This window comes from Planktothrix tepida PCC 9214, from assembly GCF_900009145.1.
GTDB classification, from domain to species: Bacteria; Cyanobacteriota; Cyanobacteriia; order Cyanobacteriales; family Microcoleaceae; genus Planktothrix; species Planktothrix tepida.
Genome location: NZ_LN889813.1, coordinates 103235 through 128294 on the forward strand (window position 1 = coordinate 103235; position 25060 = coordinate 128294).

Sequence of the window (25060 nt, forward strand, 5' to 3'; positions counted from 1 at the left end):
CTTGATTTGAAGCGGAGTTCAGCAATGGGGATCAAGCATCGTACTATGGTTATATCAAATACTTCTTAAGAAAAGATGAAAGCAATTACACTTTTGGGTTCTACAGGTTCCATCGGGACTCAAACCTTAGACATTGTAGCAGAATCTCCCGAACAGTTTCGGATTGTCGGACTCGCCGCCGGACGCAATATCAACCTGTTAGCCCAACAAATTCGCACGTTTCACCCTCAAATTGTTGCGATTTCAGATCCTGACCAATTACCCGATTTAAAAGCGCGTATCGCCGATGTCAATCCTCAGCCGATTTTGCTGGCGGGAGAGGAGGGAATCATCGAAGTTGCTCGTTATGGAGACTCGGAAGCCGTTGTCACCGGAATTGTCGGTTGTGCGGGATTATTACCCACCATTGCCGCCATTGAAGCCGGAAAAGATATCGCCCTGGCTAATAAAGAAACTTTAATTGCTGGAGGGCCGGTTGTCAATCCTTTAATCGAAAAACATGGGGTTAAATTATTACCCGCCGACTCCGAACATTCAGCAATTTTTCAATGTTTACAAGGAGTACCTAAAGGAGGATTAAGGAAAATTATTTTAACCGCTTCTGGGGGTGCATTTCGAGATTGGCCTGTAGAGAAATTAAAAGACGTGAAAGTGGCGGATGCGATTACCCATCCTAACTGGTCAATGGGCAAAAAAATCACCGTTGATTCAGCAACAATGATGAATAAAGGCTTAGAAGTCATTGAAGCCCATTTCTTATTTGGATTGGATTATAATGATATTGAAATTGTGATTCATCCTCAAAGTATTATTCACTCATTAATTGAGTTACAAGATACTTCCGTTTTAGCGCAATTGGGGTGGCCGGATATGCGTTTACCGATATTATATGCGATGTCTTGGCCGGAACGAATTTATACAAATTGGGAACGTTTGGATTTAGTAAAAGCGGGAAGTTTAACCTTTAAAGCACCGGATGATAAAAAATATCCTTGTATGTCTTTAGCTTATGCGGCAGGAAGGTCTGGGGGTTCGATGCCTGCGGTTTTAAATGCAGCTAATGAACAGGCGGTTGCTTTATTTTTAGAAGAAAAAATTGAGTTTTTAGATATTCCTCGTGTGATTGAATTAACTTGCGATCGCCATCGGATTAATAATCGTCAAGATCCAACTTTAGAAGATATTATAGAGGCAGATCGTTGGGCAAGACAAGAAGTAATTGTAGCTTCTGAAAAACTCGCTCAAAAAGTTGCGGTTTAAGTTTTAGGTAAAGGGGTAGTTAGGTTAAATCTGAATCCGTTTTATAAATTGCCTGAGTTCCAAAAACTGTAGGGGTGAGCCGCTGCTCACCCCTACTACAAAGGAATTTAGGTGTTTTTTGGAATTTAACTCATTTTTAGGTTTTAAATATTATGAATAATAAACTCATTGATGCTCTCATACAAATTATAGAAACATTGACTCCAGAAGAATATTTTGTTTTACAGGAAAAAATGCAAACATTAGATAAAAATAATATCAAAGAAATTCATAATCAAGGATTAAATAAAACAAGAAAAAGAGACTATAAAGGAGCAATGGAAAACTTTAATATGGTTTTAAAAATTAAACCGAATAGTACAGAAACTTATATTAGTCGAGGAGTTTGTTATTTGAAGTTAGGGAATCTTGAAAAAGCCATCCAAGATTATGACAAAGCGATTGAAATCGATCCCAAAAATCCTACAGCTTATTATAACCGAGGCAATATTTTAAGCAAACTAGGAAAAGATTCGTTAGCCTTATCTAGTTATAATCAAGCAATAAATTATGATGAAAATAATGCTGAAGCCTACTATAATCGAGGATTAACCCATCGAGATCTCGGAAATATACAAGAAGCTATTGGTGATTTGGAGAAAGCAGCTAGTTTATTTAAAGGCGCAGAAAATATAGCTTACTATTTAAAAGCTTTAGAGGCTGTTGAACGTCTTAAACATTTGAGTTAAAATCATAATTTTATCCTTTTTTATTATTGATTGTTGAAGTCGATATCTTCATAGAGATCGGCGATTAAAATTTGCGTTTCAAAGTTACTAAAAGATAGGGTAATATTGGGATCGTCGTATTCTGAAAAAATCCATTGATTGACAGCAGTTTTAACATAATGTTCGACATGAATTCGATATTGATCGATGAGCAGATATTCTTGGAAAATGGGAAGGGTGCGATAAGAAGCAAATTTTTCACTGCGATCATAGTTTTGGGTCGATTTAGATAGAACTTCCGCAATAAAGCAAGGATTTAATACCGTATCTTTGCGTCCAGTTTGCAGTTCTAAGGGCTTTTGAAGTACCATCACATCAGGATAAGTATAGAGGCTAACCTCTGGAATCCAAAGGCGTTGATCCGTGATAAAAATGCGATAAGATTGACCTCTTAAGGCAAATTTGAGCAAAGTGTAAAGGTTTCCTGCAATTTCGTTATGGTCGGGTGTTCCACCAGTCATCGGAATAATTTCTCCATTACGATATTCATTGCGGGTTTCTGAGGCAATTTCAAGTTCTAAATATTCTTCAGGGGTGTAGGTTTTTGTCTCAGTTTGAGCAATCATAGCAGGTTGACTCCTAATCGTTTAAGTTGTTGATTGATCCAAATAGTCGCTATCTCTTCATCGGTTTCAATTCCTTGTTCTACTCCTATTTTAGCAATTTATAGGAGTTGTTTAGACATCCTCTTTACTGTCTGTCGCCTGTTGAGATTTATCATTTAGATCTGTCTGTTCTGGAATTAGAACAATAACTTCTACACGACTATTTTTATCTGTTAGGAGAGGATGATCTAAGGTTAGTTGTCCTTGATCATTAATGATTGCCATGACTTTAACTGCTTTCATTGCTACTCTAAAATGGTTTAAGTGGTAGTTTTTAGATTGATTCCTAATTTTTCAAGTTGTTGATTTATCCAAATAGTCGCTGTCTCCTCATCGGTTTCAATTGCTTGTTCTACTCCTATTTTAGCAATTTCATCGTTAAAATCGTTATATTTTTATAATTTACATTAATTTATAACTTCTGACAGAGGAAGAAACACAGTTAAAATTCCTACTGTTTTTAACAGAGAAAAGAATTCTAATTTCTGGTGTAAACCTCATCTTTGAAGAATCTAATTATGCCAACTCAACAACAAGAAAGACCCCCCCAGCATCAAAATCAACAACCTGGATTGCAAACGGAAATGAATCCCGCTCCCTTAATAGTTGACCCCGACTATCAAGGAAGTAATAAACTCAAAGATAAAGCCGCTTTAATTACGGGTGGTGATAGTGGAATTGGGCGGTCTGTTGCCGTTCTCTACGCTAAAGAAGGTGCTGATGTTGCTATTATTTATTTAAACGAAACAGAAGACGCAGAAGAAACAAAAAAACTCGTCGAACAAGAAGGTCGGCGTTGTTTATTAATTCAGGGTGATATTGGGGATGAAGATTTCTGTCGGGAAGCCGTTAAACAAACCGCCGAAGAGTTCGGACACCTGGATATTTTAGTCAATAATGCAGCCGAACAACATCCTCAAGAAAACTTCCAAGATATTAGTGCAGAACAGTTAGAACGTACCTTCCGCACAAATATTTTTTCAATGTTCTATCTTTCAAAAGCTGCCATTAATCACCTGCATCCAGGTAGCGTTATTATCAATACCACCTCAGTTACAGCTTATCAAGGCAATCCCACTTTAGTCGATTATTCCTCAACAAAAGGAGCTATTGTTGCTTTTACTCGCGCCCTTTCTCAAAATTTAGTTGAGAAAAATATTCGGGTGAATGCCGTTGCTCCTGGCCCGATTTGGACTCCTTTAATTCCGGCAACTTTCCCTGAAGATAAAGTCGCCACCTTCGGTCAACAAGTCCCCATGCAACGGGTCGGTCAACCGGCGGAAGTTGCCCCCTGTTATGTATTTTTAGCTTCAAAAGATGCCTCTTATATGACCGGACAAGTGCTGCATCCCAACGGCGGTGAAGTGGTCAATGGATAAGCATTGATTTGTTTTCAATCTCTTCTAAGACAGTGAACATTAAAGACCCGGTTTCGTGAACGTTACCGGGTTTTTGTGATTGATCTAGCTGACAGGAGTACACACCGTTCTATATAGTCCTTCTGGTTCAATATTGTTTTTGCTTTTATTTCTATAGTCAGATGTTTAAGGGAATCATTTCATCCAAAATTAAAAAATAGAAACAGCGCGTAAACTCTGGGCTGTTTGGTTAGAGAAGGTTGTTTTTGTTTTAAATTTTTTAGCCTGAATTTTAAAACAGTTAACAACAGCACCAATCAAAAAACTGTTTTTATCCTTTATCCTGTTTCCCTTGAAAAATAGGAGGCGCAATGCAAACACTATCCCCCCCAAAACGTCACAAATTTTCACAACCTATGGCGTTATTAATGTCTGGGTTGTTGATGGTTCCCTTTTTAAATGCTTGTGGCGGTTCTCAAAGTTATAATAGTCCTCCGCCTCCGGTGGACGATACCAGGGGGGGAACTGTTGCGCCTCCACCTTCACGACAATCTCAAGCGAGACCGGGATTATCTAATGGTCAAAAAGTGGCTATTTTAGTCGGGGCGGCGGCTCTTTACTACATCTATAACCAACATAAAAATCGACCAGAAAACGGGCCACAAGGTAAACATTATTTATCTAAAAATGGTCGTGTTTATTATCGAGATGCAGAAGGTCGAGCCCATTGGGTTACTCCTCCGCCGGAAGGAATTCAGGTTCCTGAAGAAGAAGCCCGTGCCTATGAAGATTTTAAGGGATATAACGGCAGAACTTCAGGTTTAGATATCAATGATGTTGTCCAGAATCCTGCCTCTGCGCGTTAAAAAAGCGATCGCTTCATTAACAATTTTTTCGCCAATTCAATTCATAGAAAAAGGAACAAAATCATGGTTGATGGTTTTTTACGAAAAATGGCTGACTCTTTCTTAAATCCCGATGAGCAGCAATACAATGACGATGAAAATCGGCGAGTCTATCCCGCTAGTGAAGATCCCTATGGTGATCCGGCTGATCAGGGACAATTTGGACAATTTGGCAATGTTCGCCCAGCCAGCGAAGATCCCTACGGTGATCCCGCCGATTATGGGCAATATGGACAGTTTGGCAATGTTCGTCCCGCCAGCGAAGATCCCTATGGTGATCCCGCCGATGAGGAAAATCGTTGGGCTTAGTAAAGCTTGATCGGCGGTTTCTGTGAAGGGTAAATCTTTCTTCAAATAGAGGATTAAATTTACCCTCATTTGTTACCTTGAGTCAGGCTAGATTATCTCTACGAAGGTTTACAATCGTCCGTTTGATGAATAATTAGGACGATTTTTTTTATGGATGAAGAATTAATATTAATTCTGATAAAATTATCATGGTTTACAAATTAGATTCAAGAACTTGACTCAGTTTGTGAACTAATCCCGATCCCTAAAAAACCATGAATAAAAATGGAATAATGCTTGTTTTTGCTGTTATCGGAACAGTATTAATTTTAATCTTACCTTTACAGCCGATTTGGAGCGTGCAACTTAGTTTATTAGAAGCTGTTGCGGTTGTCACTTCCGCCTGGAGTGTGGGATTATTAGCACGAAATAATCCTTTAGGTTGGTGGATTGGGTTAGTTGGAGTTGTGACTTATGCGATAATATTTTATCAAGTTAAACTCTATGCAGATGTAGGAATTCAAATCTTTTATTTGATTACCAGTATTCAAGGCATCTTAATTTGGTTAAAAGGAGGAGAACATCAAACGGAAAAACCCATTAGTCATCTGCCGAAATCCCAGTTTATTGTTAGTGCAATCGCATTTATTCCCAGTGTTTGGGGATTACGAACTGTATTAATTGCCATTCAAGGAGCGGCACCATTTTGGGATGCGTTAACAACTGTTGGAAGTGCGATCGCTCAACTGTATTTAATGGAACGCTATGTGGAAAGTTGGTATTTATGGATTGCGGTTGATGTGATTTATGTTCCCTTATATGCTTCACGGGGATTATACTTAACCAGTGGATTATATGCGGTATTTTTAGGGATGGCAATTTCAGGATTATATCATTTTAAAGCGCTTTATAAACAGCAATCTCAATCCAAAATTTAACCCTTATTGTTCAAATCAAAACTATCATGACCCTAGGAATCACGGTTGGCAAGTTTTATCCATTTCATCTCGGACATGATTATTTAATTCAGAGTGCTAAAACCCAAGTTAATCATTTGGTTGTTTTAGTCGGTTATAAACCCAATGAAACAATTTCAGGCGCAATTAGAGCTAATTGGATTAGGCAAATGCACCCCGATGTTGAGGTCATAGAAGTATTAGATGATTTACCCGAAGCTCCTGAACCTTGGGCGTTAAAAGCGTTAGAATTGTTAGAAGGTCGTCAGCCAGATTTTGCCTTTACTTCAGAACTTTATGGTGAACCTTGGGCGAAAGCAATGGGGGCTATTCCGATCACAATTGATTTAGATCGTCAACAATTTTCGATTTCAGGAACTCAATTGCGGGAAGATTTAGCCCGGCATTGGTTAATGTTAACTCCCCCTGCAAAAGCTGATTTTGCTCAACGCATTTGTGTGTTAGGAGTAGAATCAAGTGGAACCACAACCCTTGCTCAAGCTTTAGCTGAATATTATCAAACCGTTTGGGTTCCTGAATATGGTCGCAACTATTGGGAAGGACGGCAATATATTTCCCAGTCTGAACAATGGCAAAGTCATGAATTTTTACACATTGCTCAAACTCAAATTCTGATGGAAGATGCCCTGGCTTTACAAGCTAATCAACGGATTATTTGTGATACTGATCCTTTAGCAACCCATATTTGGCATCGACGATATTTAGGGTTTTATAACCTGGAATTAGAAACAATAGCCCAGCACCGAAATTATGCGTTATATTTACTCACAGAACCGGATTTTGAGTTTGTTCAAGATGGCACGAGAGAAAGTGAACATTTGCGAATGGAAATGCACCAATGGTTTAGGGAACAATTAACAAAACTGGGGAAATTTTGGGTGAGTCTTGGGGGTTCTCCCCAGAAGCGTTTAGCGGATGCGATCGCTATTATTAATACATTACCAAACTTCCCCATTTTGAAGATGTAAAGAACTAATTTTACTAAATCCTTGGGTAGGGGTAAGGCACGCCCCATCAGTGTCAAAAATCGCGCTAAAAGCCTTGAAATCAATTTCAGGCGTAGGGGCGAGGTTACCTCGCCCCTACAAACTTATTTATCCTTCCAACTCGATAACGGTGGGGTTTCTACTAACGCTTGACTTAAACGTTCATGCAAATAACCATTAGTCGCTAAAATTCGACCCGAACGCATTTCAAAAGCACTGCTATCATAAGCCGTTACTTTCCCTCCGGCTTCTTCTACTAATACAATTCCAGCCGCCATATCCCAAGGAGATAAACCCCGTTCCCAATAGCCATCTAAGCGTCCACAGGCGGTATGAGCTAAATCAATTGAAGCCGCACCACTACGACGAACCCCTTGAGTTAAATGGGTTAAATAGGCAAATTCCGCATAATTATTATCCGCCGTTTCTCGACGGTCATAGGCAAAGCCAGTGACTAATAAACTGTTAGCTAAAGTATCACTTTTAGAAACATGGATTAAACGATTATTGCAAGTTGCGCCTAATCCTTTGGCGGCTTGAAATAATTCATCATGAAACGGATCATAGATTGCCCCCACTTGAGGAATACCCTCAATTAATAACCCAATGGAAACCGAAAAAAACGGATATTGATGGGCAAAATTTGTCGTTCCATCTAACGGATCAATAGCCCACAGGTAAGGACTGGTTAGATCTCCTAATTTTCCAGATTCTTCTGTTAAAATGCCATGGTCAGGGACATAACGTTCTAACACCGATAAAATTGCGGCTTCCGAAGCTTTATCCGCTTCCGTAACTAAATCCCCAGACCGTCCTTTTTCTTGAATATCTTCTAAATTCCCTAAATAAGTTTTTAAAACTGCACCCCCCGCCTGAGCCGCTAAAGTCGCTAGATCTAAAAAAAACTGTAATTCGTTTGTACTCATATTATTAAGGATTAGTTTGTAGGTTTCCGGTTTCAGTTAATATTCAGCAACTCAGGATTATTAGAATGACTCTGGGGTTGTTGTTGTCGAAATTCAGTTGGAGTTAAACGCATGGGTTTTTCCGGGTTCCAAATGCCATTTCCCATGAGTCGAGCATATTCTTGAGCATAGTTTAACCGTTGACGATACTGAGTCTGAAAATTTGAGGTAACAGAGCGATAAACGGATGAAATTTCTGCTAAGACAAATCCACTTTTCACTAATTCTTCATTCACCAACGTTTGATTTAACCAAATATAGCCGGAGATGCGACCATAGCGATCTTTCTTGTTTAAATCTGCTTCTAGGAGAATTTTTTTACCCTCACACAGTTGTTTTAAGTATTGTTTAGCATTAACCCCCCAAGGGTCTTGTTTCAAGTCAGGTGCAGTAATTCCTGCTAACCGAACTTGTTGCAACACCGGAATTTTACCCGTTTTATCGAGAATTTCCAGACTTTGACCACTAATCACTCGTTCAACTTTAGTAAAGATCCCTTTAGGAAGGTCAGGTTGAGAACAACTGGTTAAAAACAGCAAAATTCCCAATAATAGTCCACCATACCCTTTTACTGGAAACCTGAAATCAATTAACCTACCTTGACTTTCCCAGTTAAAAAAGCTGAGGAAGTTGAATTGATATTCAGATTTTCTCAATTTGAGTAAATTAATCTTCGTCCAAGGGTAATCCGGTTTTAACTTTGCCTTTACCAAAGTAACGGCCGAATTGAAGTTCATATACTTCATCCTCGTCTTGGGTTTCCACAACTAAATCTGAACGGGGATAACTGACGCACAATAACGCATACCCCTGTTTCTGTAACTCTGGGGTGAGTCCCAACGCTTCCGACTGGTGCAACTGGCCAGAAACCACCCGCACCGCACAGGTCGTACAGGCGCCATTGCGACAGGAAAAGGGCAAATCTACCCCCTGATTTTCGGCACTTTGCAGAATATAGCGATCTTCGGGAACATTGACATAATAGCGTTCACCCGTCTGGCGATAATGAATTTCTATTCGGTGGGAACGGGACATAAAAAAAATTTTTTGAGAGAGTGTTGACTTTCCAGAACTTATGATAATATATATTTTTGTGGGTAAAAACGAAATATTTCCCCCTGGAGAGGTGGCCGAGCGGTTGAAGGCGCGACACTGGAAATGTCGTTTAGGGGTGACTCTAACGAGGGTTCGAATCCCTCCCTCTCCGTTTTAAATTCTAAAGACGCAGCTTGTTGATCAACTGCGTCTCTGTTTGTATCAGAATTCAGGAGAGCTAAATTTTAAGCATTATAAAGCCGATAATTTAACTCACTCGCTAACCAATCTTTAAACAGTTTTTGAATAATCTCTTGAGTTCGTTCAATGGTCAGTTCAGCTTGAATAAACTCTTCAACTAAGATTAGATGATAACCTTGGTCAGTTTTGACAGGACTTAATATTTCTCCAGGGGTAGCAGCAAATACAATAGCGGCAAAATCCGCTTTTAATCCCCAACGATAGAGTTGACCTTCATATCCGCAGCGTTCACGACGTCCGGGTTCAATATCATATAAATGGGCGGCATGATAGAAACTAATTTCTTCTTCTTCTATCTGATAAAATAACTCTCTAGCCAAGCGTTCATAGGGAACAATAATTTGATATAAGGAAACTTGCTCAAAATTTAAGCGATTTTGAATAAAGTATTTTTCAACGTCTTTAGTAAATAAAGATTCTGCTAATTTTTGCGCTAAAAGACGTTCTCGAATTCCCGCTTCCCAGTCATCGGATGTGATCATTTGGTCAGCTAACCAAGCTAAGGTATCCGCCGCTTTTTCTAAGCGTTTGGCATAACGTTGTTGGTTAGCTTGGTTTTGAATTTCTTCAGCCGTCACAATAATACCTCTTTCCTCAGCAACTTGATTAATAACTTTTTGAGACAATATTTTCTGATAAACTTCCTTGAATTCTAGGTTTTGTTTCAGGAAGCTAATAATTTCTTCATTATCAAGTAAATCCTTGGAAAGTTGCACCATAATCATTTGTGGAAATCCCAACTCTTTTTAACTTAACATGAGCAGACTGTTATAAATTACCGTTAAATTGGCTGACGTTAATTTTGTTTGTCCATTGAGCGAAAATATCCTTAGAATTCAGGGTAATGTTTCTCATTGCCTTTAAAGGAAATAAGTTGATGTGGTAAAAATCTGAAAATTCAATAACTTTCAGATTAAGTATTTTTACTAATTGTTAAAGCCGAGTCAATCAAATTCAGATTGTAACTCAGTGCTCAAGATTGTTGTTGCCAAAATGGCAGTTTGTTTGAGAGATAAAATTCTCATGATTTTTGGGGGAAAGTAAAAAAGCATGATTTTTTTGATTCTATATAATATGGGATTAGGCTAGTTTCTAGGTTTTCGCACCCGCCAAAATTAATTTGCCAAAATGGCAACACAGGTGGAAAAAGCCCGACTATATTAAGAACATCGAAGGAAACAAAGTTTTTCAGCCAAAACAGAAAAAGATTCTGCCAAAATGGCAAGGCAAGCATTGTTACTTTTGATAAATTGATCACAGAAAAACAAAATAGTTACCGAAAAAAGATTCTGCCAAAATGGCAACATAGACACCATGAAGCAAGCTAAATTAGGTAACAGAAAAACCAAAATAAACTCGCTTGAAAACGGAGAAAGACAATGATTATTTCTGATCTGAACTACTTGGAAGATGCTACTCAAGATGTCGTTGGCGGTACTTTTTCGTATACCCCTACTTTTGGGTTTAACAACTCTTACCAAATTAGTGGTACCAGCCTTACTGGATCTGGTATCTTAGTTGGAGGACTTTACGGAGTCGCATCAGGCGTTACAGGTAATTCAGCTAGTATTGGTGGTGACAACCAAGCTTTTGGTTCCTCTACTAATACACAAACCACATTTTCTCAGGTAGTCACTCCTTTTTCTAGCCAGCAATCCATCAGCGTTATTGCTCTTGCAGCGCCCTAGTCATTTTAAATTTAAGAGTTGTCTATTTGGCAATTCTTAAATATATAAAGTGCAGAATAATCTCTAAGAGTTGTCCACCTTTACTTAACTCTTAGAGATTATTTTGATAGGCTCCCCTTCTGTTAAAAAGTCATCAAGTTAGAAGATAAAAAAATATGATAATTTCCGATCTCGATTATTTGGACTCTATACCAGAAATGACTGCTATTTATTTAGATGGTAGTGGTGCTTTAGCAATTTCTGGATTTTCGGCAGCCGCCTTTGGTAGTTCAACCTATACTGGTGGTGTTTTTAATAATTTGGCAATCACTCGTCCTTATGGCTCCTTGGCTGTCAGTTATGCTAGAGTTACCTCTATAGCATCTGGTAGTAATACTTGTGCCATCGCTTCTGCCTGTTCAATAGCTTCAGTGAGTTAAAGAATAGAGATTTAACCCAGGTTTAATAAATGCAATCAAAGATTAATCTATATGAAACACACCAAATTTTTTAGCCACAGAATAGCTTCCCCTGATGGAAAGATAATCGCGCAAGTCCAAAGTATGGTCAGTACCTCTGGCGACGAGCAAGGGAAAATTAGTCAATCAGTCATGGTCAAAATTTCTCGTGATGGCTCTTCTAAAAGTAGTTCATCCTCGATTTCGGGGTCGGCTTCCATTTCAGTTTCTAGCAGTTAGCTTAATCGCGGAACCGTCACATCCAATTAATTTAAACAAAAAATTATGATGATTTCAGATTTATCCTACTTTGAAAAGATTTCTGAAAACGAGTTAATTTTAGGAGGAGCTTTATTAGCAGTCAATGCCTCTGTATCAGTCGAGAATGGAAGCACGTTAGCCATTACAGATGTTGAGGTTACAAATAAAGGTAAAGTGACAAAAGCAACAGGAACAGGAACAGCCATTGCTGTGGGCACAAATCCTCTAGCTGATGTTGATGTTTACTACCTAGGCTTTGATAAAGTCAAGATAAAAGTTCGTTCTGGATCGGGAGAAAACTATGCTTTTGAGGCTCTGAAGATAAAAGCAATAGACTTGCCCAACTAATTAATTTTGTGACCTAATTCAAATACTCCCTTTTTATGAAGAGTAAAGGGAGTATTTAATATTTTAAATCTTTTTAATCAAAATGAAATAATCATAAGTAAACTCTGAAAGTTACTTTTAACTTTCAGAGGAGGTCATTTTATTCAAGTTATTCAAGGTCATCAAATAGTATTGTAATTAAGTTTCAGGATGCTTGTTGCCATAATGGCAATTTTTTAAACAAGGTTCAAAAAAAAACCTGCTTGAATACAGGCGATTGTAAAAGATGGCAAGATGTAGAAAAGCGGTTTTTTAAAGAATTTTGAAAAGGAGACTCAAAAAAATTATTTTAAACTCAGCCAAACAGAAAATTGAAATTTGATAGGGGGTTTAGTTTAATGTCCAACTAGACAAACCTTCGTGAACCTGTAAATTCCGACATCCCCCCGAAACGCCATGACCCACTTCGGGAATCGGTTCTAAATAAGTTAAGTCCCGAATTTGGGTAACATGAGCAGAGGTCTTAGTTTTCAGGCTGGACTGAACCGGAACAGTGTTACTGGGAGACTGACGATTAGAATTATTATCCTTAGTCAATCGGTTGTAAGTCCGATAGGGAATATAGTGCAGTGGATTATACCCAGCAAAACGAAGAATTAAAACACAAGCCCAAGAATATTTTCCTGATAGAATTGCCTCTAGGATTTGTTCAAATTGTTCTTCACTGAGGGTTTTAGCGATTTTCGAGGTGCTGTAGGAATATTGAGCCGACATTTCCTTTACTCCTAATCTGTAAGTAGTGTTTTACAAATCAATCCCATTTTTCTGCAATTGCAGAATCGGATTAAGCAGAATATCCAGAATCCGACGACGACGAATGATAATATCCGCACTAGCCGTTTGTCCGGGTTTTAACTGAATTTTCTGATTTTGTTGCAAAACATAGTCCTTTTTTAACACAATTTTTAATTTATAAACAGGGCCAACTCCTTGATCGATTTTAGTATCGGGTGAAATTGAGTTAACCGTCCCTTCAAACACCCCATAATTTTGATAAGGATAAGCATCAAATTTGACTTTAACCGACATTCCGGTTTTCACAAATCCGGCTTTGTCGTTTGGGAGACTCGCGGTTAAAATCAAAGGTGCATTTTTGGGTGTAATTTCAGCAACGGTTTGTCCGGGTTGAATCACTTCTCCCGAATTAAACACATTCAACGTAGAAACAATACCATCAACGGGGGAATAGAGGTATCGTTCTTGAAGTTTTGCTTCAGCCATTGCGATCAAATTTTGAGTGTCTTTAATTTGGGCTTGTAACTGTGTCACTTCTAACTCAGTTTGTTGAATTTTTTGCTGGGTTTCGACTTGAATTGTTTTCGCCTCCGCTTGTCTTTGGGCTAATTCCGCATTCAATTGTTCAATTTCAACTTGAGATTGTTGTAATTCTCCTTGAGATTGGGTGATTAATCGTTGCCGATCTCGGAAACTTTGTTCCGCTTGAAAAATCTGTTCTTGGGTACTATTTTTTTCTGATAATTGTGCTTGAACAATACCTCGTTCTTGATCCCGTAGATTTTGTTCAGCTTGAAACACTAAGTCTTTAGAAATAGCACCACTCTGTAACAGAGGTTTTAACCGTTCTAGTCGTTCTTGTGCCGCTAATTCTCCCTCCTGCAATTTTTCAATTAAGGTTTGAGTTTCTGCTGTTAAGGGTTGTAAAGATTTAACTCGTTCTTGAGTAGCTTTGGCTTCAAAATTGAGTTGATCCAGTAACCGTTGATTCGAGGCAATTTGGCTTTTTACTCGTTCAATACTTGCCTGTTGAGCTTGAATTTGAGCCCTGGCAATTGCCGATTGAGTTTGTGCTTCTAAATGAATCCGTTCAATTAAGCCTTGTTTTTGAGTTAGTTCAGCTTTCAAGGCGGTGAGTTGTTGTTGTAATCTCGTTAATTCTGTCGTAGCAATCTGTCGATCCAGTTCGGCTAAAACCTCACCTTTTTTAACAGTTTGTCCTTCTTTAATCGGAATTTGAGAAACTTTTCCTAACTCAACGGCATGAATTTTATAAACTTCCCCTTGGGGTGCTAATTGACCTCTGGCTTGACCCACTTCATCAACGGTTCCAAAATATCCCCAGGCGACAAACGCCACACAAAAAATAAATCCTCCTAACATTAATTGCAGAGGAAAAGACGCTGGCGGTTGATCGAGTAAAGATTGTAAAGCACTTGACCAGTCTTCTTTTGGAGTCGGAACACTGGGTAGAGGGGGAGATTTTTTGGGGACGGTTTGGGGGGGAGCCAATTGGGGGAAGGGGACAGAACCCGTTATCCCGCCATAAATCTGCTCGGTTTGTTCTCGCTCTTCCCGACTGAATTGTAGATCCTGTAAGTATTCCTCCTCTGCGGTTATCGATAATTGGGGGTCTGGGTCATGATCAATATTGGTCTTGAAAGAGGAAAACAGTTTGTACGGTTTCATAAGCTGATGTAGAAACTAGCCGACAAAAGTTAATTATTTCAATGGTTTTTTATGAAATTAGGTTGAATTGGAAAACAGGGATTTAAAATTGACGGTTGACAAAAAAAGAACGGCACAGATTACACGGTGACTGAAACTTACAACCGCATATAAACGCGCTGTAGCCCGACACCCAGGGTTTCAGTAATCTTACGTTTAGGCTAGTGTTTTGGCATTGATCAGAATCCTCTGTATTTATACTAGGGTAACTTCTAATTTGAGACTGCCAATTTGGCAACTTTGTTTAAGAAGTTTTGTAAACAGAGCCGATAGGCGAAACCCCACATCTCGATTGGATGTTTCTATTTCAGGTTTGTTAATGTTTATAAATCGAGTTGTTGCTGGGCTAAATGGTAGTAGAGCCCTTGAGCCGCCATGAGGTGTTCGTGGGTTCCTTTTTCAACTAAAATCCCCCGGTCTAAAACCAGAATACAATCGGCACTTCTGACGGTGGAAAGACGATGGGCAATAATAATCGTGGTGCGCTCTCGTTGCATCTGTTCTAAATTCCGTTGAAAACGGTGTTCACTTTCAGTATCTAAAGAACTGGTTGCCTCATCTAAAATTAAAATTCTAGGATGACCTAATAAGGCTCTCGCGATCGCAATTCGTTGCCGTTGTCCTCCTGATAAACTTGAACCTCGTTCTCCAACTTTGGTATAATATCCTAATGGTAAACCCTGAATAAATCCATGCACTTCTGCTAATTTAGCAGCTTCAATCACCTGATCTAAATGATATTCATCTCGATACAGAGTAATATTCTCTAAAATCGTTCCTGAAAATAAATAACAGTCCTGGGGAACAACGCCCATTTGTGTGCGTAAAGACGGGGGAGAAACATGACAAATTTCATGTCCATCCACATAAATCTGTCCGGTTGTGGGATGATATAACCCTTGCATTAATTTAACAAGGGTGCTTTTTCCTGAACCACTACGCCCAACAATTGCAATAGTTTGACCGGGAAAAATTTGGAATGAAATATTTTGCAGAGTATTCGTTTCTGCATCTTCTTGATACCGAAAAGTAACGTTATCAAAGCGGATTTCTCCTTGAATTTTCGGCAATAGAATTAACGGCTTTTGGGGGCTTTCTTCCGGTTCCTGCTCAAACACATCATTTAACCGTTCTACGGAAATTAAGACTTCTTGCAATTCATCCCACAATCCCACTAAAGCCAGAATCGGAGTAATGACATAACCCTGCATCATATTAAAGGCGACAAACTCACCAATCGTTAATTGATCTTGAATGACCAAATTGACACCAAACCACAGCAAAAATGTACTCCCAATAGAATTAATTAACCCACTCATAAATCCCAAATTAATTCCTAATTTCTGGGCTTTAAACTGAACATTCATCTGTTGGGTTAATTTTTCTTCCCAACGCCACCGTAATTCCGGTTCCGCCGCGACTGCTTTCACCGTATTAATTCCCGTCATCATTTCTACTAAAGTTGAATTTTGATCAGCAGCAGCATTAAAGACTTGACGAGAAATATGCCGTAACATGGGCGTTGCTGCTAAGGTTAGGATAATAATTAAAGGCACAATTCCTAAAATTAAGATTGTCAGCTTCCAGTTGTAATAAAGCATCAATCCTAAATACACAAACCCCGTCATAACATTCAACGCAGACAACAAAATTTGACCGACGAGGAACCGTTGAATTTTCTGATTTTCTTGAACGCGAGTAATGATATCCCCGACACGACGGGACTCAAAGAACTTTAAAGGAAGTTGTAGCGCGTGATAAATAAAACCCCCAATTAAGGTTAAATCCAAACGATTTGATAAATAACTTAATAAATATTGTCGAATCGAAGATAACCCTAAACTCCACACCCCAAATAATAACAATCCCAAGGCGAATACATTCAAACCTGTGACGCTTTTATTCACCACCACCCGATCTAAAATAATCTGGGTTAATAACGGAGTGACAATCCCAAAGACCTGAATTAAGAGGGATAACAGAATAATTTGTAATCCCAAAAATCGATGGGGCCAAATTACCCCCACAAACCGACCGAGAGAGCGTTTTTGCTCTTTGAGTTCATAAAATTGCTCCGTCGGTTCTAACAGTAAAGCATAGCCCGTCCATCCTGTTAAAAACGCCTGACGAGAGAGGGTTTTTTTGCCCTCCGCCGGATCAGCAATCACGACTTGATGACGACGGACTTTATAAACCACAATATAATGATCCCCCTGCCAATGAGCAATCCAAGGGTTTTTTTCAGGTTCTAAACGATTCAAACTTGCCCGTACAGGTCGCGTTTGATACCCTAAGCGTTCGGAGGTAAGGGTAAGGTTTTTTAAGGAGACCCCTGAGCGTCCTACATCCGCAATATTACGCAGGCTATTAATACTCAAATATTTCCCCCAATACTGACTAATCATCGCCAAACAAGCCACCCCACAGTCAGAGGAACTTTGCTGTTCAATAAACGGATAGCGTTGCCAAAATCCTCGCCAGACTCGTTGACGTTTAGGTTGGGGAAAACTAAGGATTTGCGCGGTTTTGGGAACAATAACCGCAGGGGGGTTCACCGTTGCAGGTTGAGGGGATACGGTTATCTGTTGTTTCCGCATCTGGGATTTTCGCTCTTGTACAGATGTGGTCTGTAAGGTTTCGGGGGGAAGTTGATACACAACTAACTCTGTTGATGCTATCCATTCTGAGGGGACAGGATCGGGTTCTCCCCAACTGTCACCCACTTGGGGAACGGTATCGGCCCCTGTAATTTGTCCTTGGTACAGCCAAAATCGTCCTTGTTCCGTTGGGATCGCCTTCTGTAAGGCAGTTCCAGCACTGATGCGATGTTCGATGCAGTTGGATAAAATCTCTTGGAGTCGGTGACTGGTGAACCGTCGCAAGTTGGTTTGGGTTTTAAAGAATAATAACCGTTGTCGGTTTTCAATAGAGGTTTGTAAATAGGTTTGTAGCGGAGGAATCTGTTTAATTTGGGCCTGAAGTTTGACCATCGGAATCGAAGCAACGATAACATCACTGGCGGCGATCGCTTGATAAGATAAATAAGCGTATTCCCATCCCGCTTCATCGCCACCAAAGGTTTCACCGGGTTCAACAACTAAAACCGAAACCTCTCGATTGAGATGTTTGTCCTCAGCCAGAAGTCGAACTCGACCTTCGAGCACTAAATAAACAAAAGACTTACCGTTAAGTTGATGACTAACTTTTGTTTCAGCCGAAGGCGGTAAACGATCAATACAATCTCCTAATTGGAACGATTGCAAATGCCAGTGTTGACTCCACGCTTCAACATAAGTAGTATCGGCTTGGATTTGTGTTAATAAATTTTCTAAGGTTGCCATTAATAAAGATGGAGATCGGTTTGAGCTAGAGCTAGACACCCGATCCCGTTCTGTAAAGTTGGGATTAATCATTGTTCCGAGGGAATAAATAGTGTAGATTAGCAATCCGTGAAACAACCCGTAGAAATATGAAATTAGGCTTCTCTAGCCTTCGGTTCCATGCTTCTTAGCAAAGGTAAAACCCCCTTGATTAGGGAGATTCCCACAAACAAGAGTCAAGCGGAATTCAGTAAAAACTGCGGTCTAACAACAAGATTGCCTTTCAGATGAGTAGAGGATTCTGATATTCAACCCAGTTGTCTATAGACGTAAGATCTGTTGCCATAATGGCATATATTGATCCAGGGTGTCCTTCCATTTCAGGACATTGCGCTCAAGTTAATTAAATCTTTAACTTTATCTTTACAGTGATAGGTGAAATCCTAGGGCTTGTAATACCTATGAGATGGAAGGTTGAGGGACTTTTGTTTCAAAAGTTTATATAAAGGTTAAGATTCCGACCCTTGATCATCACTAGGGTTTCCAACGTTACGGTTAGTGAAAGTGGCGATCGCACATTTAAGTTTAGACTAACTCGAATTTCTTTACCTCTATGTCTCATTCTATTTATCAAGTGGGGGGGTTTACCCGTTGATGCTCCCACCTATATTAAACGTCAAGCGGATATCAAGCCTTAAAAGCCGGAGAGTTTTGTTATGTCTTGAACTCTCGACAAAGTAGCCTGAATGGATCTGCAAAAGATGTTCTCTATGCCTGTGAAAATGCAGTAAAACTTTCCCCTTATGATGGTGATTTTCGCGATAATCGAGGATTAGCTAAGACTTTAACAGGTGATTTTAAAGGGAAAATTGAGGATTTTCAAGCATTTGTTGAATGGACAAATGATGATAAAATGAAGTCACAAAACAATTAGGACAATTCTAAATTCCGAAACCCTTTCATTTCTTACTGTTCCCTGTTCCCTGTTCCCTGTTCCCTGTTCCCTATTGACTGATGACAAATTGATTCCGGCTCCAGACCACTTTGATATTCACACTGAAATTTTTCCTGACACCACTTTTTAAGATTGACTTCCTGAAGCTGAATAAAATTAGAACAGGACGGTTGAATCACTTGACTTGCTAAGGCCCATAAAACAGTTCGGGTGAGATCAAGTCCTGTTTTTAACCATAACTCTCGATTAGCAGGAACCCCCGTTTCTTTTACAGTCTCTACATCGACCCAAATTCCATGAGCTCCTAACAGAATTTGAGCCATCCATTTGGCACGGGGTAAATGGGTAGGAGAGGTGATTAATTTAACATGATGAGCGTGCCATTTGGTGAGAATGGGTTGACTGTAAAAAAAATTATCAAAGGTAGACTGTGCACACTTTTCTAACCAAACTTGTTGCGTTGATGCTTGTTCGCGTTCAAATAACTTTAAAATGCAAGGATCATCTGATCCCGTTGAGATTAAAATGCGAATATCAGGATTTTGTTTGGCCAGTTGCGTCACATACATTTCCCGTCGAATACTTCCCCCCAGGACAAAAAATGTATCCACAGGTTGTTGAGACCCCATAGACAACCCTTGAGTTTGATGGAATACACGACTCAGCAACACAATGAACACCATCACGATGCCGAGGAGTAAAATTTTGAGACAGAATTTGTGTTTAAATTGTAAACGTTGCCAATTCATCTGGGAGTATTGTTCTCGTTAGGATTGGAAATTGAAAGTTATTCTAGGATTTAGAATCAATTCTCTATGAATATTATCAATCCTCTTATCGCTGTTAGTTTGTTTTCTTTGACATTCTTCTGGGGGTTTGGACTTTATCCGGTTTCGACTTTTGCCCAAAATAATGCGAGTCAACCGAAACCCAAATATCAATATCCCCAAGAAATTGTTAATACTTATATCAGTAGTTGTCGTCAACGAAGTATCCAAGAAGGTTTAACCGAGCAACAGGCAAAAACGGTTTGTCAGTGTACAATTAATCGCTTTCAATCTCAATATAGTTTTGAGCAATTTCTGAAAATTTATACTCAAGCTCAAAAGACGAAAGAATCCCCCGATGAGTTTGTGGATGTAGGCATTGATTGTGCGACCCAATTGCTTAACTAAACGAATGTTGAGGGTTAACCATTCAAAATCAACCCTTAACGATACAATACATAGTTTAATGCTCATTAATTGTCCAGATCTCTTATGATTCAGTCTCCTCTAAAACCTGCTATTCGAGAAAGGTTTAATATTTCTCGGATTTCGATTGCTCATCCTCGAATTGTGATAGGGTTTTGGATTGGGGTAATTGTAGCAGGAATGCTGGCATTTGGTAGTCTCAAATATGCTTTATTTCCAGAGGTGACATTTCCGGTGGTTGTTGTCAGTACCACTGCACCGATTTCTACCGCAACGGACATGGAATTAAAGGTAACTTTACCCATTGAAAATCAAGTAAAATCTATTGAAGGGGTTTATGATTTTCGCTCATCGACTTACCCAGGTCGAAGTATTATTAGTTTAGCTTTTTTAGTCGGAACGAGTTTAGAATCTTCTACAAACCAGGTAGAGACAACTTTAAAAACGATTCAATTGCCTGCGAAAACAACTTATACTGTTATTCCGTTAAACTTAAATGAATCAACAGCCATTACCTACGCCATTCAAAGTCAAAGTCTAACGTTAAAAGAATTAACAGAACTAACAAAAACTGAAATTATTCCTCAACTTAACGCTTTACCCGGTGTGCTCAAGGTAAATTTATTAGGGGATGGATTAACCCGGAAAGGAACATCAGATATCGCTTCTTTATCCAGTTCTCAAACCTTAATTCAAGACCCGCCAATATTAGTTCGATATAATGGAGAAAATGTCTTAGCAGTTCAGGTGATAAAACGCAGTGATGCTAATACCTTGGAAGTTGTAGATAGAGTTGAAACTGCTATTAATAGTATACAAGAAAAGCTCCAGAATGTCAAGCTAAATTTAGCAGAAACTCAAGCGGATTATATTCGTAAAGCCACCCATTCTACAATTGAAGAACTATTATTAGCAATAATTTTAGCGATTGCTATTGTCTTTCCTTTTTTAAGAAATTTAAGAGCTACGTTCATCACCGCTTTAGCCATTCCCACGTCGTTGTTAGGAACTTGTATTGTGATGGCAATAGCGGGATTTAATTTAGAAACTATTACGTTATTAGCCTTGGCGTTAGTAATTGGAATTGTCATTGACGATGCCATTGTTGATGTCGAGAATATTGCCCGATTAATTGATGCTGGAGAAAACCCCAGAGATGCTGCCCTTAAAGGAACAGATGAAATTGGTTTAACCGTAACCGCTTCTACCTTAACAATTGTGGCTGTTTTCCTCCCCGTTGCCTTTATGGGAGATGCGTTAGGACAGTTTTTTAAACCCTTTGCGTTAACGATTTCTTCGGCGGTTTTAATCTCCTTATTAGTGGCTAGAACTTTATCTCCAGTTTTAGCTGTATATTGGTTAAAACCCATTCAAAATAAACCCGAAAATTATCATCCTCAACCTAACCTTATCATCGAAACCTATCGTCGATTATTACAATGGTCACTCCACCATCGTAAACTGGTTATTTTAATCGCTATTTTAAGTTTTATTGCAGGTTTAGCTTTAATTCCTTTAGTTCCTCAAGGCTTTTTACCTCGATTAGACCGAGGAGAATTTGTAATTAATTATTCCTATCCTTTACCTCAAATTTCTAATTTTAAACTTCAAAATAATTCTCAAACCCAAGAAACCCCCACCGATACACCAACCGGAGAAACGGATGTTTTTAAACAGCCAGGAGCATTTAATTGGTTAACCGATTTAGCCCGAAATCCCATTCAATTATTTCTGAGAAAAACTCGCACAACGGGGAACAAAATTGAACAGGTTGTTTTGAATACGCCTGATGTGGAAGAAGCGTTTACTATTATTGGTATTAAAGGACAACCCAATAAAGGCAGAATTTATGTAAAACTAAAAAATGATCGTCAACTCACCACCTTAGAAGCACAAGATCAAATTCGAGAAAATTTACCCTCTCTTAATAATGTTACCGTTAGTGTAGAAGATTTGCAATTTGTGGAAACAGGAGATGAAAAACCCTTACAAATTGTATTAGTGGGAGACGATGTAAATCTCTTAAAAAAGACCGCAAAAACGCTTCAAGAAAAAGTGGCAAAATTACCTGGTTTTGTGGATGTTCGAGCAACAGGAGAAGAAAATACATCTAATGATATTAACCAAATTGAACGCTTTAATGGTCAACGGGCGGCTTATGTTACGGCAAATTTAAGCCAAGGTCAATTATTAGGAGATGCAACCAATCAAGTATTAAATATTGCCCAACCTTTAATTCCTAATGGAGTCACCTTAAAATTAACCGGAGATTCTGCCAGAATTGGTCAAGTTTTAAATAGTTTTCTGGTAACGCTGCTGTTTTCGGTGGTTTGTATGCTGGGGTTACTATTTTTATTATTTGGTCGTTGGGTAGAACCTGCGGTGGTTGGGTTAACGCTTCCTTTATGTTTAGTCGGCGCAATGTTAGCGTTATTAGTGACTCAAAGTGCTTTTGGAATTATCTCGTTAATTGGGTTAATTTTCTTATTAGGATTATTAGATAAAAATGTATTACTTCTGATGGATTATATCAACCAACTTCGTCAAAAAGGCATGAATCGAAATGATGCCATTATTGAAACTGGGGTTGTACGTTTAAGACCGATTATTATGACCACCGCCTCAACGATTTTAGGGATGTTACCGATTGCATTAGGATTAGGAGCAGGAGCAGAATTAAGACAACCAATGGCCGTTGCAATTATTGGCGGGTTAATGACATCGACCTTATTAAGTTTAATTGTGGTTCCTGTTTTAAATACATTGTTAGAAGATGAATGGTTAAAAATTAAACAACGATTTAAATCATAATGCCCTGAACTTACATTTCAGGCTGTAGAGGGGGTTACATGGCACGTCTCTACGTCATCTAATAGATGACTAAAACTGTTCTTTATTAACCCGTTTTAACGGGTTTGTAGGGGCGAGGCGCGCCTCGCCCTTACGCCTGAAATTAATTTCAAGGCTTTTAGCTTACGCAAATAAGCTATGGTGAGAAATCGTTAACAAAGTAACGGGGTTGAGAGGAGAAAAACGGGTTAAATTAGCAACGGGAACGGAACGGGATAATTGTACATTTAAAATCCGATAACTCCAACTGCGTTCAATGCGTTTTCGTTGGTCTAACCAGTTTAACGCCGTGTTTAAATGTTCAATCGTTGCTAAAGCTAAAACAATCACACCCCCCGGAGATAAACGAATACTGCAAATCCCTAAGATTTCGCTTAAATTGCTTCCACTTCCTCCAATAAAAATCCGATTCGGTGAGCGTAAATGATGTAAAATTTCGGGAGCTTCCCCATGAATAGAAACTAAGTTATTAACTTGAAATCGTTGGCGATTTTGTTCAATTAAAGTGGTTCCAGCGGCTGTTTTTTCAATAGAATAAACTGTAGAATCAGGAAAAAGTCTGGCAATTTCGATGGAAACCGAACCCGTCCCGGCTCCAATATCCCAAATCGTTTGTTTTGGCTGTAAAGCTAGTTCTCCTAAGATTAAAGTCCTAACTTCCCGTTTTGTCATCAGTCCAGGGCGATCGCTATAACTGAAAAACAATTGATCAGGAATGCCAAAAGTCGGAATTTTAGATAAATCGAAAGGTTCTAGTCCCAAAGCAGATTCACGTAATAATATTACAATATTTAAGGAAGAAAATTCTTGATTTTTTAAAGATTCTATCTCCCATTGTTGGACTCGTTCATCCTTCCCCCCTAGATTTTCGCAGACCCAAAATTGATAACGACTCGGTAAATCTAAACTCTTGATTAATTGAGCGATCGCCGGGGGATTATAAAGATTATCCGTTAAAATTGCTATTTTTTCTGCTCCCTGCTGTAAAGCTTGAATTAAGGTTTCCATGGAACGACCATGAACACTCAGAATTCGAGCATCTTGCCAAGGAATTTTAATTCGATTAAACGCTAATTGAATCGAGCTAATATGGGGATAAAAGGTTAATTGTTCGGACGGAAATTCAGCAATTAATAAACGACCTAATCCAAAAAATAACGGATCACCCGATACTAAAATGACAATATAATTATTAGTAGATTGTTTTTTTTCACTTTCCCATCTTGTTAATTGCTGACGAATAGCAACGATGGTTTCTGTTAAATCTCCTAAGATTAAACGAAAGGCTGGATGTTCAGGAAAATAACTTAAATGGCGATCGCTTCCGACTAATATAGTTGCACCTGCAATAACATTAAGAACAGACTCACTCAGTCCTGATGCCCCGTCCAACCCAATACCAACAACATAAATCATTATTGAATTTCAAATTAATAATTAATGTACAATCCTTATATTTTTTGAACCCTATTTTTCAGAGGTAGCTAAAACAATTAAAGCATTTAAAATGGCTGCTGCTACCGGAGAACCTCCTTTTCTTCCCTCCACTCGAATTTGAGGAACGGACATTTGAGCTAACATCATTTTAGACTCTACTACAGACACAAAACCCACCGGAACCCCAATTACTAAACTCGGAGAAACTAACTTTTGTTCGATTAAAGAACACAGGGAAATTAACGCGGTTGGAGCATTACCAATCACAATAATACTCTGGGGAAACTCTTGAACAACATGAATTAATCCCGTTTCGGTCAGGGTTTTACCCGCCAGGGGAGTAGATGCCATTTCAACCGCACAAATTAAGGGATTATTAAAGGTTTTAGCCACTAAATTAGCGACTCCTTGTTTAACCATTCCCACATCAACAATAATCGGAACTTGTTGTTTTAAGGCTAAAATTCCCTGTTCTATCGCATTTGGACTAAACCGAATTAACTGGGAAAATTCAAAATCAGCCGTACTATGAATAACTCGTCTTACAATCGCATATTCAGCCGAATTAAACGAATGTTCACCAATTTCTTGATCAATAATTGCAAAACTCTGGGATTGAATCGGATGAATTTCTATAAACATTGGCTCTCAAGGATGGTTTG

At 38.9% G+C, this 25060-nt stretch carries 27 protein-coding genes and 1 tRNA gene; 16 read left to right on the top strand and 12 right to left on the bottom strand.

Annotated elements, in window-relative coordinates; genetic code table 11:
• Window positions 1-75: 75 nt before the first annotated feature.
• Window positions 76-1260: a 1-deoxy-D-xylulose-5-phosphate reductoisomerase gene (locus PL9214_RS23145; RefSeq protein ID WP_072721352.1), complete on the top strand. Its 1185-nt coding sequence runs from the start codon at window positions 76-78 to the stop codon at window positions 1258-1260.
• A 152-nt stretch (window positions 1261-1412) separates the two neighbouring features.
• Window positions 1413-1988, top strand: coding sequence for a tetratricopeptide repeat protein (locus tag PL9214_RS23150; RefSeq protein WP_083580152.1), 576 nt, complete (start codon window positions 1413-1415; stop codon window positions 1986-1988).
• Window positions 1989-2011: 23 nt separating this feature from the next.
• Here the strand turns inward: PL9214_RS23150 and PL9214_RS23155 are convergent, their stop codons facing one another.
• Both PL9214_RS23155 and PL9214_RS31540 read right to left on the bottom strand, forming a co-directional pair.
• Window positions 2012-2593, bottom strand: a complete 582-nt coding sequence (locus PL9214_RS23155; protein WP_072721354.1) for a Uma2 family endonuclease — start codon at window positions 2591-2593, stop codon at window positions 2012-2014.
• A 111-nt stretch (window positions 2594-2704) separates the two neighbouring features.
• Complete coding sequence (locus PL9214_RS31540; RefSeq protein WP_186440443.1) at window positions 2705-2875, bottom strand: hypothetical protein; 171 nt, start codon at window positions 2873-2875, stop codon at window positions 2705-2707.
• A 275-nt stretch (window positions 2876-3150) separates the two neighbouring features.
• On the opposite strand from PL9214_RS31540, the gene PL9214_RS23160 reads away from it, so the two are divergent.
• The 5 genes from PL9214_RS23160 (at window position 3151) to PL9214_RS23180 (ending at window position 7128) form a co-directional block, all read left to right on the top strand.
• Window positions 3151-4011: an SDR family oxidoreductase gene (locus PL9214_RS23160; protein WP_072721355.1), complete on the top strand. Its 861-nt coding sequence runs from the start codon at window positions 3151-3153 to the stop codon at window positions 4009-4011.
• Window positions 4012-4361: 350 nt separating this feature from the next.
• A complete protein-coding gene (locus PL9214_RS23165; RefSeq protein WP_072721356.1) occupies window positions 4362-4856 on the top strand; it encodes a hypothetical protein in 495 nt (164 codons plus the stop codon).
• Window positions 4857-4919: 63 nt separating this feature from the next.
• Entirely contained in the window at window positions 4920-5204 is a 285-nt protein-coding gene (locus PL9214_RS23170; RefSeq protein WP_072721358.1) for a translation initiation factor, read from the top strand.
• A 254-nt stretch (window positions 5205-5458) separates the two neighbouring features.
• Window positions 5459-6121: a nicotinamide riboside transporter PnuC gene (gene pnuC, locus PL9214_RS23175; protein ID WP_083580153.1), complete on the top strand. Its 663-nt coding sequence runs from the start codon at window positions 5459-5461 to the stop codon at window positions 6119-6121.
• A gap of 26 nt (window positions 6122-6147) precedes the next feature.
• A complete protein-coding gene (locus PL9214_RS23180; RefSeq protein WP_083580198.1) occupies window positions 6148-7128 on the top strand; it encodes an AAA family ATPase in 981 nt (326 codons plus the stop codon).
• 122 nt (window positions 7129-7250) lie between these two features.
• Here the strand turns inward: PL9214_RS23180 and PL9214_RS23185 are convergent, their stop codons facing one another.
• The 3 genes from PL9214_RS23185 to PL9214_RS23195 are packed head-to-tail and all read right to left on the bottom strand — an operon-like array spanning window position 7251 to window position 9146.
• The gene (locus tag PL9214_RS23185) at window positions 7251-8072 is read right to left on the bottom strand and encodes an inositol monophosphatase family protein (protein WP_072721361.1); all 822 of its coding nucleotides are present in this window, start codon (window positions 8070-8072) and stop codon (window positions 7251-7253) included.
• 32 nt (window positions 8073-8104) lie between these two features.
• Window positions 8105-8848: a thermonuclease family protein gene (locus PL9214_RS23190; protein ID WP_083580154.1), complete on the bottom strand. Its 744-nt coding sequence runs from the start codon at window positions 8846-8848 to the stop codon at window positions 8105-8107.
• On the bottom strand, window positions 8778-9146 hold the full coding sequence (locus PL9214_RS23195; protein ID WP_072721363.1) for a 2Fe-2S iron-sulfur cluster-binding protein: 369 nt from the start codon (window positions 9144-9146) through the stop codon (window positions 8778-8780). Before PL9214_RS23195 ends, PL9214_RS23190 begins: the two co-directional genes overlap by 71 nt.
• 85 nt (window positions 9147-9231) lie before the next feature.
• Between PL9214_RS23195 and PL9214_RS23200 the strand changes: the two genes are divergently transcribed.
• Window positions 9232-9318: transfer RNA gene (locus PL9214_RS23200), tRNA-Ser, on the top strand.
• 73 nt (window positions 9319-9391) lie between these two features.
• On the opposite strand, the gene PL9214_RS23205 is transcribed toward PL9214_RS23200, so the two are convergent.
• Window positions 9392-10126, bottom strand: coding sequence for a peptidylprolyl isomerase (locus PL9214_RS23205; RefSeq protein ID WP_072722308.1), 735 nt, complete (start codon window positions 10124-10126; stop codon window positions 9392-9394).
• A 660-nt stretch (window positions 10127-10786) separates the two neighbouring features.
• Here PL9214_RS23205 and PL9214_RS23210 point away from each other — a divergent pair.
• The 4 genes from PL9214_RS23210 (at window position 10787) to PL9214_RS23225 (ending at window position 12141) form a co-directional block, all read left to right on the top strand.
• Window positions 10787-11095 carry a hypothetical protein gene (locus PL9214_RS23210; protein ID WP_072721365.1) on the top strand — a complete coding sequence of 103 codons (309 nt, stop codon included), beginning with the start codon at window positions 10787-10789 and terminating at the stop codon, window positions 11093-11095.
• A gap of 197 nt (window positions 11096-11292) precedes the next feature.
• A complete protein-coding gene (locus PL9214_RS23215; RefSeq protein ID WP_139295140.1) occupies window positions 11293-11514 on the top strand; it encodes a hypothetical protein in 222 nt (73 codons plus the stop codon).
• Window positions 11515-11565: 51 nt separating this feature from the next.
• Entirely contained in the window at window positions 11566-11772 is a 207-nt protein-coding gene (locus tag PL9214_RS23220) for a hypothetical protein (RefSeq protein ID WP_072721368.1), read from the top strand.
• A gap of 45 nt (window positions 11773-11817) precedes the next feature.
• Window positions 11818-12141 carry a hypothetical protein gene (locus tag PL9214_RS23225; protein ID WP_072721370.1) on the top strand — a complete coding sequence of 108 codons (324 nt, stop codon included), beginning with the start codon at window positions 11818-11820 and terminating at the stop codon, window positions 12139-12141.
• Window positions 12142-12510: 369 nt separating this feature from the next.
• Here PL9214_RS23225 and PL9214_RS23230 read toward each other — a convergent pair whose 3' ends face one another.
• The 3 genes from PL9214_RS23230 to PL9214_RS23240 all read right to left on the bottom strand — a co-directional run bounded on the left by PL9214_RS23230 (window position 12511) and on the right by PL9214_RS23240 (window position 18056).
• On the bottom strand, window positions 12511-12894 hold the full coding sequence (locus tag PL9214_RS23230; RefSeq protein ID WP_072721371.1) for a HetP family heterocyst commitment protein: 384 nt from the start codon (window positions 12892-12894) through the stop codon (window positions 12511-12513).
• Window positions 12895-12924: 30 nt separating this feature from the next.
• Window positions 12925-14604: a beta-barrel domain-containing protein gene (locus PL9214_RS23235; protein ID WP_072721373.1), complete on the bottom strand. Its 1680-nt coding sequence runs from the start codon at window positions 14602-14604 to the stop codon at window positions 12925-12927.
• Between the two features lie 362 nt (window positions 14605-14966).
• Window positions 14967-18056 (bottom strand): ABC transporter transmembrane domain-containing protein, encoded by a 3090-nt coding sequence (locus PL9214_RS23240; protein WP_072721374.1) that lies wholly within the window; start codon window positions 18054-18056, stop codon window positions 14967-14969.
• A gap of 431 nt (window positions 18057-18487) precedes the next feature.
• Here PL9214_RS23240 and PL9214_RS31545 point away from each other — a divergent pair, with 431 nt between their 5' ends.
• Together PL9214_RS31545 and PL9214_RS23245 are read left to right on the top strand one after the other, a co-directional pair.
• A complete protein-coding gene (locus PL9214_RS31545) occupies window positions 18488-18661 on the top strand; it encodes a hypothetical protein (RefSeq protein ID WP_186440444.1) in 174 nt (57 codons plus the stop codon).
• Window positions 18662-18684: 23 nt separating this feature from the next.
• A complete protein-coding gene (locus PL9214_RS23245; RefSeq protein ID WP_072721376.1) occupies window positions 18685-18897 on the top strand; it encodes a hypothetical protein in 213 nt (70 codons plus the stop codon).
• 32 nt (window positions 18898-18929) lie between these two features.
• Here PL9214_RS23245 and PL9214_RS23250 read toward each other — a convergent pair whose 3' ends face one another.
• Window positions 18930-19667: a YdcF family protein gene (locus PL9214_RS23250; protein ID WP_072721377.1), complete on the bottom strand. Its 738-nt coding sequence runs from the start codon at window positions 19665-19667 to the stop codon at window positions 18930-18932.
• 66 nt (window positions 19668-19733) lie between these two features.
• On the opposite strand from PL9214_RS23250, the gene PL9214_RS23255 reads away from it, so the two are divergent.
• Both PL9214_RS23255 and PL9214_RS23260 read left to right on the top strand, forming a co-directional pair.
• Window positions 19734-20093, top strand: a complete 360-nt coding sequence (locus tag PL9214_RS23255; protein ID WP_072721379.1) for a hypothetical protein — start codon at window positions 19734-19736, stop codon at window positions 20091-20093.
• An 84-nt stretch (window positions 20094-20177) separates the two neighbouring features.
• Window positions 20178-22922, top strand: coding sequence for an efflux RND transporter permease subunit (locus tag PL9214_RS23260; RefSeq protein WP_072721381.1), 2745 nt, complete (start codon window positions 20178-20180; stop codon window positions 22920-22922).
• 162 nt (window positions 22923-23084) lie between these two features.
• Here PL9214_RS23260 and cbiE read toward each other — a convergent pair whose 3' ends face one another.
• A complete protein-coding gene (gene cbiE, locus PL9214_RS23265) occupies window positions 23085-24380 on the bottom strand; it encodes a precorrin-6y C5,15-methyltransferase (decarboxylating) subunit CbiE (protein ID WP_072721383.1) in 1296 nt (431 codons plus the stop codon).
• 48 nt (window positions 24381-24428) lie between these two features.
• Window positions 24429-25040, bottom strand: a complete 612-nt coding sequence (locus PL9214_RS23270) for a cobalt-precorrin-8X methylmutase (protein ID WP_072721384.1) — start codon at window positions 25038-25040, stop codon at window positions 24429-24431.
• Between the last annotated feature and the right edge of the window lie 20 nt (window positions 25041-25060).